The sequence below is a fragment of the Nocardioides sp. Soil777 genome (genome assembly GCF_001428425.1).
GTDB classification, from domain to species: Bacteria; Actinomycetota; Actinomycetes; order Propionibacteriales; family Nocardioidaceae; genus Nocardioides; species Nocardioides terrigena.
In genome coordinates this window covers 215,541-236,399 of the sequence record NZ_LMSN01000020.1, presented here as the reverse complement: position 1 = coordinate 236,399, position 20,859 = coordinate 215,541, and the positions used below count along the sequence as shown (strand labels likewise).

Here is a 20,859-nt window from a genome sequence, read left to right as displayed (position 1 = left end):
ATCCGCACCACCACCGACCAGACCGAGTCCTAGACTCGGCAACACCGCTCACTTTTCAAGCGCCGGGAACGACCAGCTTTGGAGCGCCGTCGACACCGAGAGGCGGTTGCCGGGTCGGCTCCTTCTTGCAGTGCCCCGTCCCCCATCGGGTGGCGGGGGCGTCCTGCTCCGAGACGTCGCCGACCCGTGGCAGACGGGCCCAGCCGCAGGGCGGGTCCCCGTGCAGTGGGTCTCGTTCCCGAACTTTGGGGTAGTCGGGGGATCAGGAGGAGCACGCAGCCCCGCCTCGCCCTAGCGTCGTGCGACGGCCGACGAACAGGGGCGAGCGATGAGGCTGTTGCTGCGGGTCATGGTCTCCGGGCTGCTCGCGACGTCCGGGGTCGCGTACCTGATGGCCGCGGCCCAACGGTGGTGGCCCGCGTGCAAGCTGGGCCGCTTCGACGAGCCGGCATGCGTGCGGGTGCAGAACGACGACTACGGATACCTGGTGCCCGCTGGTCCCTGGATCCCGGCCGGCGACGCCGCCCAGCTGGCCGGACTCGCGCTTGTATGCCTTGCGGTGGCGGTGGCAACGCTGCCGTGGCTGTGGCCGCCGCGCCACGTGGGCGTCTCGTTGGCAACAGCTGTGCCGGCGGGGGCCATCGCGCTGATGGGTGCGACCACGTGGAGTGCGGGACTCTCGGGCAGCCCTGTGTCGGGGGCCGAGGGCTGGGTGCCCCTCGCCGGCGTCCTCTGGTGCTTCGGGTTGCCGTCGGTCCTCCTGGCTGCAGCCGCCGTCCGCATGGACGATGCGCCGCGAGGGACCACCCGGTGGCGAGTGGTCGCCGCGCTCCTTCTCGGGCTCGCCAATCCGCTGGCGGACTACTTCATCGGCTCCGCCGCCGTCGGCTACGTCTCGCACGACTACACGCCGTGGGTGGAGACGGTGAGCGCCGCGCTCCTGCTGTCCGCGGCGCTGGTCACGTGGCCGTCGACCCGAGGCCCCGCACGAGCAGGCGGTCCGGTTGCTGCGCCTCACCGGCGAGACGAGCAGCTCGCGACCACATGAGGCCCCGGTCCCCTGAGGTCAGGACGTCTCCATGTCGGCGCGCTGACGAAGCGCACCGGGGCCAGCCGTCGCCCATGTACGGGTGGCCGGGTGGTCTGGACGACCATGGCGCAGCGTGTCCCACTTTTGGGGTAACCGTGGCGCTCATGTGGGCTCCCTGTCCCCGCCGGTGCCTATGGTCGAAGCATGGGGGCTCACGCTGAAGCGTTGGTGGCCTGCGACCGGGGGGTCCGACAGGCAGAGATGGATTTCGTGTCCGGGAACGAGACGGTCAACCCGTTTCCGCCCGGCGCGACCATGCAGCGGGCGGGATGGAACGGTCGCATGCGCGCGCTCGTCTGCCATCGCGACCACGGGCCGAGCGTGTGCTGCCAGGAGCATCGCCAGCACCGCTCGCCGGTGCGACGCTCCTTCCGGGACTTCTCCTACTGCGAGCAGTGCCACGACGACATCAAGCCGCTGCTGGAGGCCGCCCAGGAAGCCGCCTTCGCCGCGGTCCTGGTCGGCGCCTGAACCCACCACCGCGACGGTGGTGCTTGGACGCTGTCGACGCCGACCTCGCCCCCGGAATGGCGTTGCCAAGACCAGGACGAGTCTCCATGGTGGGTTCATGGCCCGACGCCTGCCGCTGCCTCCGCCTCGGCCGCTGCTCCACCCGTTGCGTGCGGTCGACAGCGCGCGGAGCACGGTCCAGCTCCTGCCGCACCACCGGATGCGGGTCACCATCGACCACCAGCCGCTCGCCGGGATCACACCGGAGATGCTGCTGTGGTGGTTCCGGCACATCGGTGACCCCACGACGTACGCCGGTCACGACATCTCCAGCTACCTGGCCTGGCACCCGCTGGACCACATCCACTGGGAGCTTGCCCGGGCCGCCCCTGGTGGGGGCGCCGGGGAGGGAGCCCGCTTCCGGATCGTCGAGGCGTTCGACCGACAACAGGAGTTCTATGTCGACACCGTCGAGACCGTGGAGAAGCTCGACGACACCGGCATCCGGCTGGTGCGTCGGCTGGTGGGCACGCCGGTGTTCCAGCTGGAGCACACGTGGTCTGCCTGCGCGCAGGGGACCCACTACGTCAGCGTCCTGGACCTGGGCGCTCGGTCACCGCTCTTCACGCCCGTGAACCGCTACCTGAGCACCAGGGCCTTCCCCGAGAAGATGGCGCGGGCCTGGGTGGTCCACAACGTCGAGGAGGTCGGGGTCCTCGAGCACCTGCTCCCCGACGTGCTCCGCCAACGGCCTGACGCCGCGGGCCTCGGCGGACATGCCCCTGGCTGAGGGTCCGCCGGCACCCGGGCTCGGCCGGCCTTGAGGCGCCGCCGATCGGCGAGGATGCTGGTCGCATGAGGCCGATCGACTTCGAGATCGAGCGCACGATCCGCGCGCCGATCGAGGACGTGTTCGCTCGGCTCATAGACATCGACGGCCACAACGCCTGGATGGCCGGCACGGGCAGCATGCTGAAGCAGACCCGCCAGACGTCGCCCGGTCCGCCCGCCGTCGGTACGACGTTCGTCGACGAGACGAGCCAAGGGACGATGCCCGGAGACATCGTCGAGCTGGAGGCGCCGCACACGATCGTCTTCCACTGGTGGGAGAAGTCGAGGTCGGGCAAGCTCAAGTTCGAGGGCTGGCCGAGCTATCGCCTGCAGTCCTCCGGCGAGGGCGAGACGCTCGTACGCCACCGCGGCACGCTGGTGTCGTACGGAGTGTGGCGCTGGGGCACTCCGATCTGGCGCCTGTTCGCCGTCAAGGAGCGCACCATCACGGTCGACGCGCTCAAGGCGTCCTTCGAGCAGGAGCCCAGCACCCCTGGGTGATCGTCCTGGTCGGTCGACGACGCCCCCGTGCGGAATGCTGGCGCCTGACGACTTCCCATCTTTCCCGAAGCGTTCGGGACTCCCGCCCCGTGTGTGGTGCTCGAGATGCGCCCATCCTGAGTCGCATCGGATGCGGGGAGAAACCATCAGGACCGGCTGGGCAGGGCACTTCAGCCCTACCCATCACCCACGCCTCCTCGGCGGCTGACGCCGTTGGTGCCGGCCCACACATCGAAGGAGTCGATGACATGAACACACGCCGAGGCACAGCTCGCCTGATCCTCGCCGGCTTCGCGCTCGTCGCGCCGCTTCTCCCCGCTGTCTCGGCGAATGCCGTCGCGGGGACGTGCGAGGGCAGGGCCGCGACGCATCTCGGCACGCCGGGAGACGACGTCCTCAGTGGGACCAACGGTGACGACGTGATGGTCGGCCTGGGCGGCGACGACACGATCTCGGGGTTGCTCGGCAACGACGTCATCTGCGGCGACGAGGGGTCGGACCGTCTGGACGGAATGGCGGGTGACGACCGCATCCTGGGCGGGCTGGACAGCGATGCCGCCGGCGACGTCATCTGGCCGGGAGCGGGCAACGACTACGTCGACGCCGGCCTCGATCCCCTGACGCGCGACGACTTCTCCGTCCCCGTCGACACCGTGGTCTATGCGGACCTCCTCGCCGCCGGCTTCCCGGGCGGGATCAGAGCCGACCTCAGCCCGGTCGGCGGACTGGGCGTCGTGGCAGAGCCGTCAGGCACCGACCAGATCGTCGTGACCGAGGCCTTGGGCATCGTGGGCACGCGTACTGCGGACGTCCTGATCGGATCGCCGTACGTCGACGTGCTGACGGGTCGTGGCGGCGCCGACCAGATCGACGGCGCCGGCGGCAACGACTCCCTCTACGCCGACCTGCCGGACACCGACGTCGACCCGGCATCCGACGGCCCGGACGACATCGACGGAGGGTCAGGCGCCGACTGGATCGTCCTGGGGCAGCCTGGTGGTACGGCGCGTGGCGGGGACGACACGGACCACCTCGAGGTCCATCCGGCGACCGGCCCGGCCGTCCTGCGCGGTGAGGAGGGGGCGGACCAGATCCTGGTCGCGGCCGTGAAGGACGTCGACGTCGATGGCGGTGGGGGCGGTGACGACATCTACTTCAGACTCGCCCCCTCGTCGCGCGGGGTGTCGGTGAACGGAGGCGGTGCCAGGGACCTTGCCATTCTCGACGTACGCAAGGCGGGCTTCGGGAAGGGTTCGACGATCACCGTGGACCTCGGCAGCGGAGTTCTGCGGACCAAGGTGCGGGCCGGTGGGGTGCGCGCCCTCGAGGTCATGGCGATCATCGGCAAGGACGAACGCTGGAAGTTCCGCGGCACCAACCGGAGCGAGGACCTGCTCATGCAGGGAGGACGCAGCCTGGAGGCCGTGATGCGCGGAGGTCGCGACTCCGTCGTCGCCACACCAGGACGGGACGTCCTGGACCTGGGCAAGGGTCGCAGCGACTTCGCGAACGGCCGCAAGGGGAGGGACACCTGTCTCGGCGCCGAGCGGGTCAATAGCTGCGAGAACGTGAGGTCCGGCCGGTCGGGTCGAGTCGTGCTTGGTGCACGCGCGCGGGCACGCGGTGCAGACGAGCGACTCGCGCGCGGCGCGCAGGTCGTGCCCCGGCTGCCACTCGGGGTGGACTGACGAGCCTCAACCGTCGGCCGACAAGTCCCCGCCGTGCTCGCCCTGGAGGTCCCTGAGCACGGCGGACGGGCCGTCGATCGCCCAGCCGTCCCCGATGAGGTAGTTGCCGTCGGACGCCGAGCCGGCCTCGACGTAGTTGTCCCGATCGTCCTCGTCGACGAAGTAGTAGACCCCGAGCTTCAAGCCATCGCGGTCGCACTCGCCGCCCTCGGTGACGTACCGCTCCTCCGACGTGTCGGACCAACCGGTGCAGCCGATCATGTCGGCGACCGCTTGGCCGGAGTCCACCGTCTCGCCCCCACCGCCGCAGCCCGAGAGCAGCATCGCCGCCGCCGCGATCACGGCTCCCGTGATCATCTTCATGCCGGGGATCGTGCCACGGCCCGAGCGGTCACGCAGGGCGATCGCGAATCACTCTCCCCGGGCAGACCCGGCTCGGCCCCGTAGGGTGGCGACGCTCGTGGACGCCGACCGCGGCACGTCCTCCCGTCAGCGAAGGAATCGTATGTGCCGAGTGCTCGCCTACATCGGGCCCGAGGTCCCGCTCGAGAGCTTGCTGCTCACGCCGTCGAACAGCCTGGTCAACCAGGCTCTCGACCCTGAGCACTACCCGGACCTCCAGCTCGCGGGCTGGGGATTCGGTGCCTGGAGCGAGCACCTGCTCAAGCCGGAGGATCCCTTCATCTACCGCCGGCCCACGGCCGCCTTCTACGACGACAATGCCACCCGGATGATCCCGAGCCTCCAGGCGAGCACGGTGCTCGGCCACGTGCGAGCTGCGAGCTACGACTCGAAGGTCGTCATGGTCGACGAGAACTGCCACCCGTTCTCCTTCGACGAGACACCCTGGATCATCGCCCAGAACGGCAACCTGCCGAACTGGATGCTCCTGCAGAAGGAGCTGCTCAGGCACTGCGAGGACAGGTACCTGAAGCAGATGCGGGGCACGACGGACACGGAGTTCCTCTACGTGCTCTTGCTCTCCCTGCTCGACGGCGACAGCGACGAGGACGTGCAACGCGCGATCGAGGAGATGGTCGGACTCATCTCCCAGGCGATGGAGGACCTCGATCTCCCTGCCCTCACCAAGATGAAGATGGCCCTGGTGTCGCCGAACCGGATCATCGGAGTCAATGTCGGCCTCGGGCACCAGGGCGAGACCAACCCGACCGGGGACTGGAGGAAGCTGCGGGAGTCCGGTCCGGGCACGGACGACTTCGCCCTCTCGATGCTCCTGGAGCCGATGTACATGCTGATGGGTCGCCACGTCCCGCGCGACGGCACGTCGTACGACTTCGAGGCGTGCGACGAGAACGAGGCATCGGCCGCCATCTTCGCCTCCGAGGCCCTGACAGAGGACGAGGACGGCTGGTTGCACGTCGAGTTCGGGGAGATCGTGTTTCTCGAGAAGGCGGGCGATCACGTGTCCAGGACCGTCACGAGGTTGTCGGTCTAGGCGTCCCCCGATCCGCGCAGGTCTGTCAACGGGCGAAGAGCGGTCTGTTCTCCTCGATCCACCTGATCTCCGCCGCCTCCTCCTCGAGGCTCCCCTGAGCGACCCAGGTCTTCTGAGGTTCCCGCCCTTGGTCGGCGAGGAGACGGACGTGCTCGATCGTTGCGTGACGGCGTCGGATGACGGCTTCAGCCACGTCGAAGTCAGCCGGCATCCCGTATGCCTCGAGGAAGGCGTCGATGCGTGCACGCCGGTCGGGCACCTCGGGGAAGTGATGCCACTCCAGAGATGATTCGTCGTCCCGCATCGGGGTGAACCACAGCAGGGCGTAGGCCACGTCGTCGATCCTCGGCGCCGGGCGTAGGAAGTCCCAGTCAATGAGGGCGGTCGCCTGTCCGTCACGCCACACGAAGTTCCACGGTCCGGGGTCGCCGTGACCGAAGATGTCGCCGGCTGCGCTCCCAGGGGGCGCGTTGAAGACGGCGTCCTGGGGCGGAACCCAATCAGCAGAGGCGTCGTGGATGCGCCGCAGCAGTTGCGCTGCTGAACGGAGCCCCTGCTCGTCGTGCTGGTTCTTCCATCCGTCCCCGCCGCTCTCCCCGTCGATGTAGCGGAGCACCTCGCTCTCCTCGTCCAGCGACAGCGGTTCGGGAACGCAGTCCAGCCCCTTGTCGCGAAGGTGGCGCAGGAACGAGTGCACCGTGTGGCTCTGCGGCCCTGCTGGTCGCGTGACGGTTCCAGCTGACAACTCCACGGGACGGAAGTGCTCGTTCACTTCTGCCGCTCGGTTCCGTGCCTCGTCATGGGCCATGCCCGCACCCTCACACAGGCGACGGACAGTGACCATCGAGTTCTTGGAGGACTCGCTCATCGACACGAGCCGACTGCGACTGACGTCAACCGGGGGGTCCGATGGCCCTAGCAGGGCCCGCCGGGAGTGTGTTTCAGTGTCAAGTCTGGAGAGAGAAGCCTGACTGGGAGGTCACCATGCGTGCACGCACAACGATCCGAGGTGTGCTCGTCGCGTTGCTGGGGCTCACCCTGCTGGCGCCGTGGGGCGGTAGTGCTCAGGCAACACCGGAGCGCGACCTCACGTTCATGTCGTACAACCTCTACCTCGGGTCGAGCCTCGATCCGGCGCTGGAGGTACCCGCGCTGCCGCCGGCCCAGCAGCCCGCAGCGTTCGTCGCCGCGGTGGCAACGATCTACGGCACCGCCGTCTTCACCGACTTCCCGACCCGGGCCGAGGCGGTCGCCGACATCATCGCGGACGAGAAGCCGGACGTCATCGGGCTGCAGGAGGTCACCAAGTGGATCGCGCAGGCCACCGCTCCGGGCTCGACCGCGAACCCACCCAGCTATGACTTCCTGGAGATCCTGATGGCCGCACTCGCAGCCCGGGGTCTGGACTACGAGGTCGCAGGGGTGACGCAGAACGCGAACATCGGTCCTGCGCCGCTCTTCAGCCCAGGGTTCGGGTGCACCGCCGTGGCGCCGGCTGACTGCGTCGTCACGCTTCAGGACCGGGACGTGATCCTCGTCAACGCGGACACCCCGGCGCTGCACTGGGACAACCCGCAGTCCGGCACCTACGACGCCCAGCAGAGCATTCCGCTGCCTGGCGGCCCCGCGGCCTCCTTCGGCCGGGGTTGGGTGACGATCGACGCCAAGTACCGGGGCCGGCGGTTCCACGTCGCCAACACCCACCTCGAGGTGTCCGGATTCCCTGAGGTGCAGGAGGCGCAGGCGCAGGAGTTCCTGGACGGACCCGCCGAGGGTCCGGGCGCCGACATCGCCCTGGGCGACTTCAACTCCGCCGCCGACGGCAGCACCACGGGCTCCTACGCCCTCCTCACCGACCGGTTCCGCGACGCATGGGCGGTGAACCCCCAGGACCCCGGCTACAGCAGCGGGCAGAACCAGACGCTCACCAACCCGACGTCGACGCTCGACCAGCGGATTGACCTCGTTCTCGTCCACGGGGCCGTCGACACGGTCGAGGCCCATCTCGTCGGCGACGAACCGTTCAGGGCGCAGACTCCGCAGCAGCCCCGACCGATCTGGCCCTCGGACCACGCGGGCGTGGTGTCGACGCTGCGGCTTCGCTGAGTCGTTCCTCGCGCGATCTCTCCGTACGCAGCCGGCAGACACCACCTGTCTGGCCGACGTCGCAGCGGGCGCTCGGACGCGGCGAGAAGACGCTGTTCGATCCGCAATCGCGCCAAGGCAGACCTAAGGTCGTGACGTGAGAGAACTCCCCGTCCTCGATGCGACCGACCAGCGCGTCCTCGGCAGCCTGCTGGAGAAGCAGACGACCGTGCCCGCCACCTATCCCCTCTCCGCGAACGCACTGGTGTCGGCGTGCAACCAGACGAACAGCCGCGACCCCGTCACCGACCTCGACCACCAGATCGTCGAGAGGACAGCGAAGTCCCTCAAGGAGCGCGGGCTGCTGCGGATCGTGTGGTCCGACACCGGGCGCCGGACCCTGAAGTACCACCAGATCCTCGACGAGCAGCTCGCGCTCGAGCCCGATGAGCGGGCGCTGCTCACGGTGCTGCTGCTCCGCGGCGCGCAGGCGCCGGGTGAGCTGCGCACCCGCACGGAGCGGTTGCACGGGTTCGCCGACCGGGGCCAGGTCGAGGAGTGTCTGCGCCGGATGGCGAGCCGCCCGCAACCGCTGGTGCGCGAACTCGAGCGCCGGTCGGGCCAGCAGGATCCGCGCTGGATCCACCTCCTGGGAGCCGCGCCCGAGCAGACCTCAGGCGAAACCGCCCCAGCTGGGAGTGCCGACCCGTCGCGCATCCGCGTCACGCAGATCATCGCCGACCTCCACGTACCCGACCTCCCCGCCTCCAGGAGCTTCTACACCGACTACCTCGGGTTAGCCGAAGAGGAGTTCAACCTGGGCTGGGTGGCCCGCCACACGTCGCCGGTCTCCAGGGCCACGCTCCAGGTGATGACCAGCGATGCCACCGCGCCCGTGGACCCCGTGGTCTCGGTCATGGTCGACGACGTCGAAGCCGCCTACCGCCAAGCACAGGAGCGGGGGTACGAGATCGTGCATCCCCTGACAACAGAGGCATGGGGCGTGACTCGCTTCTTCGTCCGCGCTCCCGATGGCAACGTGCTCAACGTCGTTCAGCAGCACGCAGGCTGAGGGTCTCGGTCATCCGCGGCGGCGTGACGCGACCTGGTGGGTGTTCGGCTCGCCAGCGATGGGCGCCATCCTCGGGACCAGCCAAGCACGCAAGGGGGTTCCCCCCGCGAGGGCAGCCGTCATCCCCGGGTGAGGTGATGATCCGGCTCCGGATCCGTCCTATGGTCAGACGATGAGGCGGATGTGGAGCGGTGGGCCCACACGATGACGCCGTGAAGGTCGTCCTGGCGTCGCTGCCCGCGTTCGGCCATCTCTATCCCCTGGTACCGCTGGCCCTCGCCCTCGAGCGGACTGGGGCAGAAGTGGTGTTCGCGACTGGCGAGGAGCTCGCGAGTCGGCTACCCGCGCGGGCTGTCCCCGGAGCCGAGGAATCATGGTCCTTCTCCGACGCCACGTCGGAGATCGCGCGACGAGTCGAACAGCTTGGCAAGGCAGCGTCGGACGAGGGTCTCGGACAGACGCTCTTCGTCGAGCTCTGCGCGCCGCACGTCGTGGACGTCATGACCGGGGTGCTGGAACGGGAACGACCCGACCTCGTCGTCTTCGAGCAGAGCAACGTCGGTGCTGCCATGGCCGCCCACACGACCGGTATCAGGGCCTTCTGCCTGGCGATCGTTGGCTGGGGCCGCCAGTGGTCGACCATCTACGAAACCGTGGCAGCGATGGTCCACGCTCCCGTGGCCGGCGCCATGGCCGAGGGTCTCATCGACCCGCACCCGCCCTTCCTGGCCGATGTCGACGCCACCCCGCCGTTTCCTACGATGGCGATGCGACCGACGGCCTGGTCCCCGGACGGTCCAGTGCAGCCGTGGCTGCTCGAGCCACGGCGGGCTCCGCGGGTGTATCTGACCATGGGGACGGTCTTCGGCAGCGTGGGGCTGCTCCGCGCGGCGGCACTCGAGATCGCCGGCTCGGGATGTGATGTCCTCGTGGCGACGGGCCCTGGGATAGAGCCGAGCGCGCTCGGTGACATGCCGGCAGCGGTGCACGTCGAACAGGAGGTCCCTCAAGCGCAGCTCCTGCCGCATGTCGACCTCGTCGTGCACCATGGTGGAACCGGCACGGTCATCGGTTCCCTCGCCAGTGGGCTGCCGCAGATCGTCATGCCGCAGGGTGCCGACCAGTTCTGGAACGCCGACCACCTCGCCGCGGCAGGCGCCTGCCGCATCGTGCCCCCGGGCGCGCCGCCCGGCTCGATCGCTGCGGCTGCCATCGCCTTGACCACACAGCACGCCCCCGAACGAGAAGCGGCACGGCGACTGGGAGCCGTCATCGCCGCGATGCCCAGCCCCGACGCGGTCGCGCAGCAATTGGCAGAACTGACCCAGCCGAGATGACCGAAGTGGCTTGCGACCGCGCCGACAGGCGACGGAGTGATGCATCCTCGTCGCCGCTGGCTTGGACCCGTGGTCCCTCCTAGCCTTGTCCGTCGAGACGGAAGGGTGGATGCCGAGCGTGAAGATCCGGTCAGCGGTGCGAGGCGACGCGGCAACGCTGGGGCGCGTCATGGTGGCGTCGTGGCTGGCGGGGCACAAGGGGCAGATGCCGGACGAGGCGTGGCGCAAGCGAGTGGCCGACTGGACGCCGGAAGTGTCCGCGCAGGGCTGGGCGCGTGTCCTCATCGACCAGGCCAACGGCGACGCCCCGCGCGACGTTCTGCTCGTGGCAGCCAATCACGCGGGGCAACTCGTCGGTCTCGTGTACGGGCGACCTGCGGACGAGGATGATGCAGCACTCACTGCCGAGATGAGTGCCCTGTACGTCGATCCGACCTGCCACCGCCAGGGCATCGGAGCCGCTCTGCTGCATGCGGCCGCACTGGAGCTCAACCAGCTCGGGTTCTCGACCGTCCGGCTCGAGGTCCTGTCAGCGAACTTCCCGGCTCGCGCGTTCTACAAGCGCATGGGAGGACACGAGGTCGGTCAGGGGACGTTCGACGAGGACGGCTACCTGCTTCCCGTGGCGATCTACGAATGGGCAATTGGCTACGTGGCCAAAGGAGCTCCGTAGCTACGCCGACAGGCCGTCGAATCGGGCCACGTGCCGTGCGTCCTCATCAACCGTGAGCCATCGCTTCACCAGGACACAGCGACGTACTTGCTCTCCATGTAGTCCAGCATCCCCTCGTGCCCACCCTCGCGCCCGATGCCCGACTGCTTCGTGCCACCGAAGGGGGCGGCCGGGTCGGAGACGAGGCCGCGGTTGAGGCCGACCATGCCGGCGTCGAGGCGCTCGCTGACGCGCAGGCCGCGGGCGAGGTCCTGGGTGTAGACGTAGGAGACGAGGCCGTACTCGGTGTCGTTGGCCATCGCGATGGCGTCGTCCTCGTCGGTGAAGGTCAGCACCGGGGCCACCGGGCCGAAGATCTCCTCGCCCAGGATGTCCGCGCCGCGCGGGACGTCGAGCAGCACGGTGGGTGAGTAGTAGAAGCCCTCGCGGTCCGGGCGCTCGCCGCCGAGCACGACGCGGGCGCCGGCCGCGACCGCGCCCCGGACCAGCTCGTCGACCTTGGCCGCCGACTCCTCGTTGACCAGCGGGCCGACCTGGGTGTCGTCGTGGGTGCCGGGCCCGACAGTCAGCGCCTTCATGCGCTCGGCCAGTCGGCGGCTGAAGTCCTCGGCCACGTCGGCGTGGACGTAGAACCGGTTGGCGGCCGTGCACGCCTCACCGGCGTTGCGCATCTTGGCGATCATCGCGCCGTCGATCGCCGCATCCATGTCGGCGTCCTCGAAGACGAGGAACGGCGCGTTGCCGCCCAGCTCCATGGAGCAGTTGACGACCTGATCTGCGGCCTCCTTGAGCAGCACCCGACCCACCTCGGTGGAGCCGGTGAAGGACAGCTTGCGGACCCGCGGGTCGTGCACCATCGCCGAGACCACCGCACCCGAGCGGCGCGCTGGCAGCACCGACACCACGCCCTCGGGGACGCCCGCGTCGGCCAGGATCCTGGCCATCAGCAGCGCCGTCAGGGGCGTGTCGGAAGCGGGCTTGAGGATCACCGTGCAGCCCGCGGCCAGGGCCGGGCCGATCTTGCGGGTGGCCATCGCGGCGGGGAAGTTCCACGGCGTCACCAGCACCGCGATGCCCACCGGTTGCTGCAGCACGAGGATCCGGTTGGCCCCGGACGGGGCGGTCATCACCGTGCCGGAGGCGCGCACGGCCTCCTCGGCGTACCAGCGGAAGAACTCCGCGGCGTACGCCGTCTCGCCGCGCGCGTCGGGCAGCGCCTTGCCGTTCTCCAGGGAGATCAGGTGGGCGATCTCGTCGGAGCGCTCCGTCATCAGCTCGAAGGCCTTGCGCAGGATCTCGGCCCGCTGGCGTGGTGCGGTCGCCGCCCACGACGCCGCGGCGGCATCAGCCGCGTCGACGCACGCCATCGCGTCCTCGACCGTGCCGTTGGCCACCGACGTGATGACCTGACCGGTCGCCGGGTCCAGCACGTCGAAGCGACCGCCGTCGGAGGCGACGCGCGCGACACCGCCGACCCACAGGTCGAGCGGCAGGTCGGCGACGGAGGAGAGCGAGAAGTCAGCCACGGGGTGGGCCTTTCGGTGTGTCAGTAGGGGTTGGTGACGAAGAGCTCCTGCGCCGGGAAGAGCGTGAGGATGCGGGGACCGTCCTCGGTGATGACGATCTCCTCCTCGATCCGGGCGGCGGAGAGGCCGTCGGTGGCCGGGCAGTAGGTCTCGAGGGCGAAGACCATGCCGACCTTGAGCTCGACCGGCTCCTTCATCGAGTTGAGCCGCGAGATGATCGGCCGCTCGTGCAGGCCGAGGCCGAGGCCGTGGGCGAACTGCAGGCCGAACGCCTCCATCTCGCTGCCGAAGCCGAACTCCTCGGCCCTGGGCAGCAGCGCGGCCACCTCGTCGGTGCCGACGCCGGCCTTGATCCCGTCGATCCCGCGGTCCATCCACTCCCGCGCCCTGGTGTAGGCGTCACGCTGCGCCGGGGTCGAGCTCCCCACCGCGAAGGTGCGGTAGTAGCAGGTCCGGTAGCCGTTGAAGGAGTGGATGATGTCGAAGAAGGCCTGGTCACCCGGGCGGATCAGGCGGTCCGTGAAGTTGTGCGGGTGCGGGTTGCAGCGCTCGCCCGAGATGGCGTTGACGGCCTCGACCTGGTCGGAGCCCATCTCGTAGAGCCGCTTGTTGGCCAGCGCCACGATCTCGTTCTCGCGGACGCCGGGCTTGAGCGCCTCGGTGATGTCCTGGTAGACGCCGTCGACCATCGCGGCGGCCTGGTTGAGCAGCATGATCTCGTCGCCGCTCTTGATGCAGCGGGCGTCGAGCATCAGCTGCTGGGCGTCGACGACGGTGAGGCCCTGGCGCTGCATCTCGAAGAGGAACGGCGGCTCCACGATGTCCATGCCGACCGGCATGTCGGCCACGCCGGCCTCGGTCAGCAACGACTTGATCTCCGCGACGGCGTCGACCATCAGGCCCACCGACGGCGCGACCGCACCGCGGAAGCCGAGGAAGCCGGCACGGTAGTTCTCCTCCGGCACCCACTGCGAGTAGATCTTGTGGTGCTTGACCGCCGACCCGAAGTCCCACAGGACCGGGTCCTTGTCGCGGGCCAGCAGCGCGTAGCGGATCATCTTGTCGCCGAGCGCGCCGCCGATCCAGGTCTGGGTCGTGTAGCGGATGTTGTAGAAGTCGAAGAGCAGGAACGACCCGCACTCGCTGGAGTTCAGGGCCTCCTTGGCCCGGGCGATGCGGTAGCGGCGCAGCCGGTCGAAGTCGACCCGCTCCTCGTAGTCGACCCCCATGTGCCCCGGCGCCGCGAGGGGGCGGCCCGCCGTGCTCATGCTCATGCCTCGTCGGCTGCGGACAGGCCGTCGTCCACCGGGGTGTCCTCCGGCGAGAGCGTGATCCCGGAGAGCATCGCCTGCTGGTCGAGCAGGATCGCGAAGTCCTCCTCGACCCGACCGCCGCTGACCGTGCCCTGCACCGCGGCGGCCGCGGCGGCCGCGACCGGCATCGGTACGTCGAGCTCGTGGGCGGCGGCGAAGCCGAGGTCGAAGTCCTTGCGCAGCAGGATCGGGGTGAAGGTCGGTGTGTAGTCGAGGTGGACGAAGGCCGGGCTCTTGTAGGTCGTGAAGACCGACCCCATCACCGACTTGTTGAGGAACTCCAGGAACGCCGCCCGCGACATGCCGCCCTTCTCGGCGAGCACGGTGATCTCGGCGAGGTTCTGGGTGACCACGCCGAGCATGACGTTGTGGCAGATCTTGGCCAGCCGCGCCAGCTCGCCCTCCCCGACGTACGTCGCGCCCTTGCCGAGGTGGTCGAGCAGCGGCTCGACGTGCCGGTAGGTCTCCTCGGGGCCCGAGACCACCAGGCTCAGGCCGCCGGCCCGGACGACCTTGCCGTTGCCGCTCACCGGGGAGGCGAGGAAGGCGACGCCGCGCTCGTCGCAGGCCGCCCGCATGGCCGCCGAGGACTCGGTGGAGACCGTCGAGCAGTCGACGACGCAGCCGGGGACGTGGTCCGGATCGGCCAGCAGGCCGTCCGGGCCGGTGAGCACCTGCTCGAGGTCGGCCGGTGTCGAGACCATCGTGAAGACCACGTCGTGCCCGCGCAGGTCGGCGATGGTGTCGGCGACCTTGCAGCCGACCTCGGTCAGCGCCTCGGCCTTGGCCCGGGTGCGGTTCCAGACGGTGACGTCCTCCCCCGCCCTGGCGAGCCGCGAGGCCATCGCGGCACCCATCCGGCCGGCACCGATCCAGCCGACCCGCAGGGATCCGGGCGTGTGAGCGTCGGTGGTGTTCATCAGTCAGCCTGCCTTCAGGTCAGCGGTCGAGTCAGCGGTGGTGGTGATGAGGGGTTCGGGACCGCCCAGCAGCCGGGCGGCCAGCCAGTCGGCGGTGATCGGGCGGTGCTGCGGCGAGACGTTGGCGCAACCGTGGTTGCCGTCCTCGAGCATCAGCAGGGTGGCGGGACCGGCGACGGCGTCGCGCATCCGGACGGCGTTCTCCCACGGGATCAGCCGGTCCTGTCGGCCGAAGACGATGAGCATCGGGGCGACCAGGTCGGACGCCACCGGGAACAGGTCGAGCTCGAGGGCGCGCTCACGCGCCTGCTCGTCGTCGGCCGCGCCGGAGCGGTGCCGGAGCGTGTCGCGGGTGAGCTGCGGCAGGCCGGACCAGTACTCACCGAAGTTGAAGGGGCCTGCCAGCGAGACGCAGGCGCTGACCCGGCCGCCGAGAGCGGCGGCGACGCGCGGCGCGTAGTAGCCCCCGAGGCTGACCCCCCAGACCGCGAGCCGGGTGCGGTCGAGGTCGGGCTGGGTGCCGATCGCCTCCCAGACCACCTCGGCCACCGGCGCCCAGTCGCCGCGCAGCGGCAGGTCGTACTCCGCCTCGCCCTGGCCGGGCCCGTCGAGGGTGACCGTGGCCATCCCGCGGTCGAGGAAGGTCTGCTCGGTGGAGCCGAGCTCCTCCTTGGTGGAGTCGAGGCCGGGCAGCATCAGGACGACCGGGTGCGGGCCCGCGCCGTACGGCGTACGCACCACCGAGACGAGCCGCGACCCCTCGAAGGGGATCTCGAGCCGGCGACCCGGCGGGTCGAGGTGCGGCAGCGCGTCGGTGAGGCAGGCGACCGCCCGCTCGTGCGCGGCGCGCATCTGGGCCGGGTCGGTGACGAAGACGAACTTGGCGAAGTGGTGGTAGACGGCGGCCCGGGCCAGGTGCTCCCCGGCCGACCGCGTGCGGCCCTCGGACAGGGCGGCCCGGCCGAGCGCCTCGTGGGCCGAGCCCTCGGCCGTCCAGGTGCGGCACCAGTCGTCCCAGCGCTCGATGCCCGCGGTGATCCGGGTGAAGTCGGCCGTGGTGACGCCGTTGGTCGTGAACCGCGGACCCCAGTGGGCGACGGCGGAGGCCACCAGCTCGTCCATCGTCGCCTCCCGGTTGGTCGTGCACCGCGGCCCGTACGCCGCTCACTGCAATCGAGTGCAGCCTGACCGTCACCCACCCGATTGTCAAGCAGAGGCGCCTCCCGGGCCGCCCGCCGCCCGGCGCCGAGACGTCGCGGGGGGCCCGCGGCTGCAATCGACTGCACATTCCGGTACGGTGCCTGCGGCGGGCAGCACGTCGGCCGAGGAAGGCAGGAGGGGGCCATGACGCTCGCGCGCGTGGTGGAGCTGGGGTCGTTCACACCGTCGGTGGTGCTGGAGGTCGCGCGGCGTACGGGCGCCCTCGCCGCCGCCGGGCTCGAGGTCTTCGAGCGCGCCGTCCCGTCGTCCCCCGCCCAGTTCCGCTCCCTCATCGACGACGAGCTGCACGTCGGGCTCACCAACCCCGACAACGTGCTCGCCTACCGCTTCGACCCGCAGAACCCGCTCGGCGAGCTGGTCGACGCCCGGATCCTGGCCGGAATCGACCGCGGCCTGGGGCTCGGCGTCTGGGCCCGCCCCGGGGCGACGCTCGACGACCTGCGCGGAGCCGTGGTCGGGGTGGACGTGCCGGGGTCCGGCTTCGCGCTCGCGCTCTTCACGCTGCTCGAGCGGCGGGGACTAGGCCGCGACGACTACGAGGTCCTCAAGCTCGGGTCGACCCCCCAGCGGCTGCAGGCGCTGCTCGACGGCGGCTGCGCGGCCACCATGCTCGGTGCCGGCAACGAGCTGGCGGCGGAGGCCGCCGGCTGCACGCTCGTCGCCAGCGTGCGCGACGAGCTCTCCCCCTACCTCGCCACCGTCGTCTGCGTCGTCCGCGACGAGCACCTCGAGGTCGGTCACGACCTCGCCGACGTGCTGACCGCGACCGCGGCCGGCATCGTGGGCGGTGCGCTCGCCGGCACCGCGGTCGAGGCGGCCGCCGTGCGGCTGGGTCTCGACGACGACCTCGCGCAGCGGTACGTCGCCCGGCTGACCGACCCCCTCGACGGCCTCGTCGTCGACGGCTCCGTCGACCCGGCCGCCCTGCGCACCGTGCTCGACCTGCGCCGGCACTGGCTGCCCCGTGTGGTCGACGGGCGCGACGTGCTCGCCGGCGCCCTCGCCGACCCCGGGCTCGTGGTCCGCCGGTGAGCGAGGCGGCGTCGTCCGGGAGGGTCTCGCCCCTGCGGCTGCTGCAGGCCACCACGCTGGTCAGCACCCTCGACCGTTTCGCGATGCCGCCGATGCTGGTGGCCATCGCCACCAGCCTGGGCGTGCCGCTGACCCAGGTCGTCACCGCCGCGGGCGCCTACTTCCTGGTCTACGGGCTCGGCCAGCCGCTGTGGGGCTTCGCCTCGGACCGCTACGGCCGCGTCCGCACCCTGCGCACCAGCCTGGTGGTGGCGGGCGTGCTCAGCCTGGTCTCCGCACTGAGCCCGACGGTGCTGGTGCTCGGCATCCTGCGCGGGCTCGCCGGCGGCTTCTTCGGCGCGGCGTACCCCTCGGCCCTCATCTACCTCGGTGACACGGTCGCCCCGGCCCGCCGGCAGCAGGCGATCACCGGGCTGATGGTCGGGGTCGCGGTGGGCACCGCCGCCGCCTCGGCCGGCGCGGGGCTGCTCGCCGACGTCGCCACGTGGCGGCTGCCCTTCGTCCTCACCGGCAGCGCGGCGCTGGTGCTGGCCGTCCTGCTCCGCCGGCTGCCCGAGCCGACCCCGACCGGGACCCGGGCCACGGCGCGGACCTCGCTGTCGGCCATCGGTCGGTCGCGGGTCACGCTGCTGGTGCTGCTCTTCGCGTTCGTCGAGGGGGTCGTGCTGCTCGGTGCCCTGACCCTGCTCCCCACCGCCGTGGAGAGTGCCGGGGCCTCGACGACCGTGGCCGGCGCGGCCACCGGCGTCTACGGCATCGCGGTGCTCCTCGGCTCCTCGTGGGTGGGTCGTCTCTCGCTCGCCTGGCACCCGGCCCGGTTGATCCTGCTGGGTGCCGGCTGCGCGGCGCTCGCGACCGGGCTGCTGGCCGTCTCCCAGGAACCCGCGGTGGCCGTCGTCGCGGCGGTGCTGCTCGGGCTGGCGTGGCCGGCGATGCACTCCTCGCTGCAGACCTGGGCCACCGAGGTGCTGCCCAGCGCCCGGGCCGTGGTGGTCTCGCTCTTCGCCGCGTCGCTCTTCGTGGGCAGCGCCGTCGGGGCCATCGTGGTGGCCGACCTGGCCGACGCCGGGCGCTTCGCGCTCGTGTACGCCGGGTACGCCGCGCTCGCCGTCCCCCTCGGGATCGGGGCCTGGGCGGCCAGGAGACGCTGGCACCGACCGGTCGAGGACGTGGAACCCTAGGATGCCTGCTGTGCAGACCCCCACGCTCCGGGACGTGGCAGACGCCGCGGGGGTCCACCCCGCCACTGCCTCCCGCGCCCTCAACCCCGCCACCCGTGGGCTGGTCAACGCCGAGACGGCGCGGCGGGTGATGAAGGTGGCCGAGGGCCTCGGCTACCGGCCCAACCCGATGGCGCGCGGGCTCAAGACCGCCAAGTCGGGGACGGTCGGGCTGGTCATCCCGGACCTGACCAACCCGCTCTTCCCGCCGATCGTGCGCGGCATCGAGGACGTCCTGGAGCCGGCCGGCTACAGCGGCCTGATCGTCAACACCGACAACGACCCGCAGCGCGAGCACGCCCAGATCGAACTGCTGCGCTCACGCCAGGTCGAGGGCCTGATCGTGGCCACCGCGCTCCTCGACCACCCCCTGATGGCCAAGCTCCAGCGCGAGGGGGTGCCGATGGTGATGGTCAACCGTCGCCCCGACGGGGTCGACATCCCCTCCATCACCCCCGACGACGCGGCCGGCATCGAGATGGCCGTCGACCACCTCGCCGACCTCGGGCACCGCCGGATCGGCCACCTCTCGGGACCGGCGACCACCTCGACCGGCGTCGCCCGGCGCCGGGCCTTCCGCAACGCGGTGCGCGACCGCGACCTCGACGTGGACCCGGCGCTCGTCGTCACCTGCGAGCACTGGACCGAGGAGGCCGGCGCGACCGCCCTGCGGCACCTGCTCGACGTACGCCCCGACGTCACCGCCATCGTCGCCGGCAACGACCTGATCGCGCTCGGCTGCTACGACGTCTTCGCCGAGCGCGGCATCGACTGCCCGCGGGAGATGAGCGTGGTCGGCTTCAACGACATGCCGTTCCTCGACAAGCTCGCTCCCCCGCTGACAACGCTGGCGATCCCGCACCAGCAGATCGGGGCCGAGGCGGCCCGGATGCTGCTGGACGCCATCGCCGAGCCCGACCGGGCGGCCCGCTCGGTGCTGCTGCCGCTGTCCCTCGTCGTACGCGGCTCCACCGCACCCCCGGCGACCTGACGGGCTGCCCGCCGGGTCGGGGCTCAGCGTCGACCTCAGCGCGAGCGGGGCCCGAAGACCGGGGCGACCTTGGTGAAGGCGGCCTCGCGGGCGACCTTGGTGTTGCGGTTGAAGAGCAGGAACGCCTGCTCGATGCGCTCGCGGGCGAAGGTGTGCCGCGCACTCGAGGTCCACGTGTCGTTGAAGAGGCGCTTGGCGGCGGCGAGCTGGTCCGGCGAGCGCTCCTTGAGCTGCTCGGCCAGCTCGAGCGCGGCGGCCGCCGGGTAGGCGTCGACACTGCCGACCAGGCCGAGCTCGAGGGCCTCCTTGCCGCTGAACATCTCGGCGGTCATCGTCAACCGCTTGGCGGTCTCGATGCCGACCAGCTCGGAGAGGCTCCGCACGCCGGACATGTCCGGGATGATCCCCCACTTGCCCTCGAGCACCGACCAGGTGGAGTCGGGGTGGGCGATGCGGAAGTCGGCGGCCAGCGCGATCTGCAGACCGCCACCGAGGCAGTGCCCGTGGACCGCGGCGATGACCGGCACGGGCAGCCGGCGCCAGGCCCAGCACGCCTCCTGGAAGACGTTGGTGCCGTGCCACGGCCGGGGCACGAAGGCGGTGGCGACCCGCATCGGCTGCTTGAGGACGGTGCCGAAGTCGAGACCCGCGCAGAACGCCTCGCCCTCGCCGTCGATGACCACGGCGCGCACCGCCTTGTCGCGGCGCAGCATCCGGGCGGTGTCGACGAGCTGCTCGAGGGTGTCGAGGGTGAGCGCGTTCATCTTGTCGGGACGGCTCAGCCGCACCCGCGCGATGCCGCGCTCGATGGTGCAGGTGACCAGGGTGTCGTCGGCGCTCTCGGGCATGCAGCAAGGGTACGGCGACGCCCCCCGCGTCGCCGCACCCCTGCTCGTCCCCCCGGATCGGTGGGTCAGCGCTTCAGCGCTTGACCTTCTTGCTCTTCGCCGTCTTCACGGTCGTCGACGTCATGCCGGGCGCCGAGGCGGTCACCTTGACGGTGAGCTTCTTGCCGGCCAGCTTGCTGGTGAGGCGGAGGCGGACCTTGGTCGCGCCCTTCACCTTCTTGCCGTTGGCGAGCCACTGGATCTTGCGGGAGACCAGGGTCGGGTTCCAGGCACCCTTGGTGACGCGGAGCCGCTGCCCGACCTTGGTGAAGCCCTTGATCTTCGGCATGGTGACGACCGAGACCGCGCGGGCCGTCGTCGTCGGCGTCGCAGCCGGCGTCGTGGTCGTGGAGGTCGTGGTCGTGGGGGTCGTGGTCGTCGACGTGGTCGGGGACTGCGGCACCGTCGGGGTCTCGGGCATCGACGGGGGGACCGGGTCAGTCGGGTCCGTCGGGTCCGTCGGGTCAGTCGGGTCCGTCGGGTCCGTCGGGTCAGTCGGGTCCGTCGGGTCCGTCGGGTCCGTCGGGTCCGTCGGGTCCGTCGGGTCCGTCGGGTCCGTCGGGTCC

The 20,859-nt window shown here is 70.7% G+C and carries 21 protein-coding genes; 13 read left to right on the top strand and 8 right to left on the bottom strand.

What is annotated here, in order from left to right; translation table 11 throughout:
* The first annotated feature begins 328 nt into the window (after positions 1–328).
* The 5 genes from ASG88_RS21435 (at position 329) to ASG88_RS21415 (ending at position 4,560) form a co-directional block, all read left to right on the top strand.
* The gene (locus ASG88_RS21435; RefSeq protein ID WP_056889485.1) at positions 329–1,048 is read left to right on the top strand and encodes a hypothetical protein; all 720 of its coding nucleotides are present in this window, start codon (positions 329–331) and stop codon (positions 1,046–1,048) included.
* Positions 1,049–1,300: 252 nt separating this feature from the next.
* Positions 1,301–1,561, top strand: a complete 261-nt coding sequence (locus tag ASG88_RS21430; protein WP_157559882.1) for a hypothetical protein — start codon at positions 1,301–1,303, stop codon at positions 1,559–1,561.
* Positions 1,562–1,658: 97 nt separating this feature from the next.
* The gene (locus ASG88_RS21425; RefSeq protein ID WP_056889483.1) at positions 1,659–2,330 is read left to right on the top strand and encodes a hypothetical protein; all 672 of its coding nucleotides are present in this window, start codon (positions 1,659–1,661) and stop codon (positions 2,328–2,330) included.
* Positions 2,331–2,395: 65 nt separating this feature from the next.
* A complete protein-coding gene (locus ASG88_RS21420; RefSeq protein WP_056889482.1) occupies positions 2,396–2,872 on the top strand; it encodes an SRPBCC family protein in 477 nt (158 codons plus the stop codon).
* Entirely contained in the window at positions 2,869–4,560 is a 1,692-nt protein-coding gene (locus ASG88_RS21415) for a calcium-binding protein (protein ID WP_157559881.1), read from the top strand. The genes ASG88_RS21420 and ASG88_RS21415 overlap by 4 nt, the downstream gene beginning before the upstream one ends.
* Positions 4,561–4,566: 6 nt before the next feature.
* Here the strand turns inward: ASG88_RS21415 and ASG88_RS21410 are convergent, their stop codons facing one another.
* Positions 4,567–4,923: a hypothetical protein gene (locus ASG88_RS21410; RefSeq protein WP_056889480.1), complete on the bottom strand. Its 357-nt coding sequence runs from the start codon at positions 4,921–4,923 to the stop codon at positions 4,567–4,569.
* 142 nt (positions 4,924–5,065) lie between these two features.
* Between ASG88_RS21410 and ASG88_RS21405 the strand changes: the two genes are divergently transcribed.
* On the top strand, positions 5,066–6,016 hold the full coding sequence (locus ASG88_RS21405; RefSeq protein ID WP_056889479.1) for a class II glutamine amidotransferase: 951 nt from the start codon (positions 5,066–5,068) through the stop codon (positions 6,014–6,016).
* 25 nt (positions 6,017–6,041) lie between these two features.
* On the opposite strand, the gene ASG88_RS21400 is transcribed toward ASG88_RS21405, so the two are convergent.
* Positions 6,042–6,824 (bottom strand): phosphotransferase enzyme family protein, encoded by a 783-nt coding sequence (locus ASG88_RS21400; RefSeq protein ID WP_162259885.1) that lies wholly within the window; start codon positions 6,822–6,824, stop codon positions 6,042–6,044.
* 176 nt (positions 6,825–7,000) lie between these two features.
* On the opposite strand from ASG88_RS21400, the gene ASG88_RS21395 reads away from it, so the two are divergent.
* The 4 genes from ASG88_RS21395 to ASG88_RS21380 all read left to right on the top strand — a co-directional run bounded on the left by ASG88_RS21395 (position 7,001) and on the right by ASG88_RS21380 (position 11,183).
* Complete coding sequence (locus ASG88_RS21395; RefSeq protein WP_157559879.1) at positions 7,001–8,122, top strand: endonuclease/exonuclease/phosphatase family protein; 1,122 nt, start codon at positions 7,001–7,003, stop codon at positions 8,120–8,122.
* Positions 8,123–8,258: 136 nt separating this feature from the next.
* Positions 8,259–9,173, top strand: a complete 915-nt coding sequence (locus tag ASG88_RS23985; protein WP_235534954.1) for a DUF480 domain-containing protein — start codon at positions 8,259–8,261, stop codon at positions 9,171–9,173.
* Positions 9,174–9,385: 212 nt separating this feature from the next.
* Entirely contained in the window at positions 9,386–10,510 is a 1,125-nt protein-coding gene (locus ASG88_RS21385) for a glycosyltransferase (RefSeq protein ID WP_056889476.1), read from the top strand.
* Positions 10,511–10,628: 118 nt separating this feature from the next.
* Complete coding sequence (locus ASG88_RS21380) at positions 10,629–11,183, top strand: GNAT family N-acetyltransferase (protein WP_162259884.1); 555 nt, start codon at positions 10,629–10,631, stop codon at positions 11,181–11,183.
* A gap of 65 nt (positions 11,184–11,248) precedes the next feature.
* Here ASG88_RS21380 and ASG88_RS21375 read toward each other — a convergent pair whose 3' ends face one another.
* Genes ASG88_RS21375 through ASG88_RS21360 form a run of 4 tightly spaced genes read right to left on the bottom strand, consistent with a single transcriptional unit; the run spans position 11,249 to position 16,064 of the window.
* On the bottom strand, positions 11,249–12,709 hold the full coding sequence (locus tag ASG88_RS21375; RefSeq protein ID WP_056889474.1) for an NAD-dependent succinate-semialdehyde dehydrogenase: 1,461 nt from the start codon (positions 12,707–12,709) through the stop codon (positions 11,249–11,251).
* Between the two features lie 20 nt (positions 12,710–12,729).
* Entirely contained in the window at positions 12,730–13,983 is a 1,254-nt protein-coding gene (locus tag ASG88_RS21370; RefSeq protein ID WP_235534953.1) for a M24 family metallopeptidase, read from the bottom strand.
* Positions 13,980–14,942 (bottom strand): NAD(P)-dependent oxidoreductase, encoded by a 963-nt coding sequence (locus ASG88_RS21365; RefSeq protein ID WP_056889472.1) that lies wholly within the window; start codon positions 14,940–14,942, stop codon positions 13,980–13,982. Before ASG88_RS21365 ends, ASG88_RS21370 begins: the two co-directional genes overlap by 4 nt.
* Before the next feature lie 3 nt (positions 14,943–14,945).
* Complete coding sequence (locus tag ASG88_RS21360; protein ID WP_056889471.1) at positions 14,946–16,064, bottom strand: alpha/beta hydrolase family protein; 1,119 nt, start codon at positions 16,062–16,064, stop codon at positions 14,946–14,948.
* Positions 16,065–16,286: 222 nt separating this feature from the next.
* Here ASG88_RS21360 and ASG88_RS21355 point away from each other — a divergent pair, with 222 nt between their 5' ends.
* From ASG88_RS21355 to ASG88_RS21345, 3 genes are read left to right on the top strand one after another with little or no spacing between them, the layout of a single operon-like run.
* A complete protein-coding gene (locus tag ASG88_RS21355) occupies positions 16,287–17,195 on the top strand; it encodes an ABC transporter substrate-binding protein (protein WP_056889470.1) in 909 nt (302 codons plus the stop codon).
* Positions 17,192–18,376 carry an MFS transporter gene (locus ASG88_RS21350; RefSeq protein ID WP_056889469.1) on the top strand — a complete coding sequence of 395 codons (1,185 nt, stop codon included), beginning with the start codon at positions 17,192–17,194 and terminating at the stop codon, positions 18,374–18,376. Before ASG88_RS21355 ends, ASG88_RS21350 begins: the two co-directional genes overlap by 4 nt.
* Positions 18,377–18,386: 10 nt before the next feature.
* A complete protein-coding gene (locus ASG88_RS21345; protein ID WP_235534952.1) occupies positions 18,387–19,406 on the top strand; it encodes a LacI family DNA-binding transcriptional regulator in 1,020 nt (339 codons plus the stop codon).
* A 35-nt stretch (positions 19,407–19,441) separates the two neighbouring features.
* On the opposite strand, the gene ASG88_RS21340 is transcribed toward ASG88_RS21345, so the two are convergent.
* Entirely contained in the window at positions 19,442–20,254 is an 813-nt protein-coding gene (locus ASG88_RS21340; RefSeq protein ID WP_056889467.1) for a crotonase/enoyl-CoA hydratase family protein, read from the bottom strand.
* 73 nt (positions 20,255–20,327) lie between these two features.
* Positions 20,328–20,859, bottom strand: a 532-nt coding sequence (locus tag ASG88_RS23255; protein ID WP_235534951.1) for a hypothetical protein, incomplete at its 5' end; no start/stop codon positions are given.

What these genes read in the sequence shown, in the direction of transcription:
- ASG88_RS21435 (WP_056889485.1), top strand. Translation starts at nt 329, where the DNA reads ATGAGGCTGTTGCTGCGGGTCATGGTCTCCGGGCTGCTCGCGACGTCC.
- ASG88_RS21425 (WP_056889483.1), top strand. Translation starts at nt 1,659, where the DNA reads ATGGCCCGACGCCTGCCGCTGCCTCCGCCTCGGCCGCTGCTCCACCCG.
- ASG88_RS21420 (WP_056889482.1), top strand. Translation starts at nt 2,396, where the DNA reads ATGAGGCCGATCGACTTCGAGATCGAGCGCACGATCCGCGCGCCGATC.
- ASG88_RS21410 (WP_056889480.1), bottom strand. Translation starts at nt 4,923, where the DNA reads ATGAAGATGATCACGGGAGCCGTGATCGCGGCGGCGGCGATGCTGCTC.
- ASG88_RS21405 (WP_056889479.1), top strand. Translation starts at nt 5,066, where the DNA reads ATGTGCCGAGTGCTCGCCTACATCGGGCCCGAGGTCCCGCTCGAGAGC.
- ASG88_RS21400 (WP_162259885.1), bottom strand. Translation starts at nt 6,824, where the DNA reads ATGGCCCATGACGAGGCACGGAACCGAGCGGCAGAAGTGAACGAGCAC.
- ASG88_RS21395 (WP_157559879.1), top strand. Translation starts at nt 7,001, where the DNA reads ATGCGTGCACGCACAACGATCCGAGGTGTGCTCGTCGCGTTGCTGGGG.
- ASG88_RS21370 (WP_235534953.1), bottom strand. Translation starts at nt 13,983, where the DNA reads ATGAGCATGAGCACGGCGGGCCGCCCCCTCGCGGCGCCGGGGCACATG.
- ASG88_RS21365 (WP_056889472.1), bottom strand. Translation starts at nt 14,942, where the DNA reads ATGAACACCACCGACGCTCACACGCCCGGATCCCTGCGGGTCGGCTGG.
- ASG88_RS21360 (WP_056889471.1), bottom strand. Translation starts at nt 16,064, where the DNA reads ATGGACGAGCTGGTGGCCTCCGCCGTCGCCCACTGGGGTCCGCGGTTC.
- ASG88_RS21355 (WP_056889470.1), top strand. Translation starts at nt 16,287, where the DNA reads ATGACGCTCGCGCGCGTGGTGGAGCTGGGGTCGTTCACACCGTCGGTG.
- ASG88_RS21340 (WP_056889467.1), bottom strand. Translation starts at nt 20,254, where the DNA reads ATGCCCGAGAGCGCCGACGACACCCTGGTCACCTGCACCATCGAGCGC.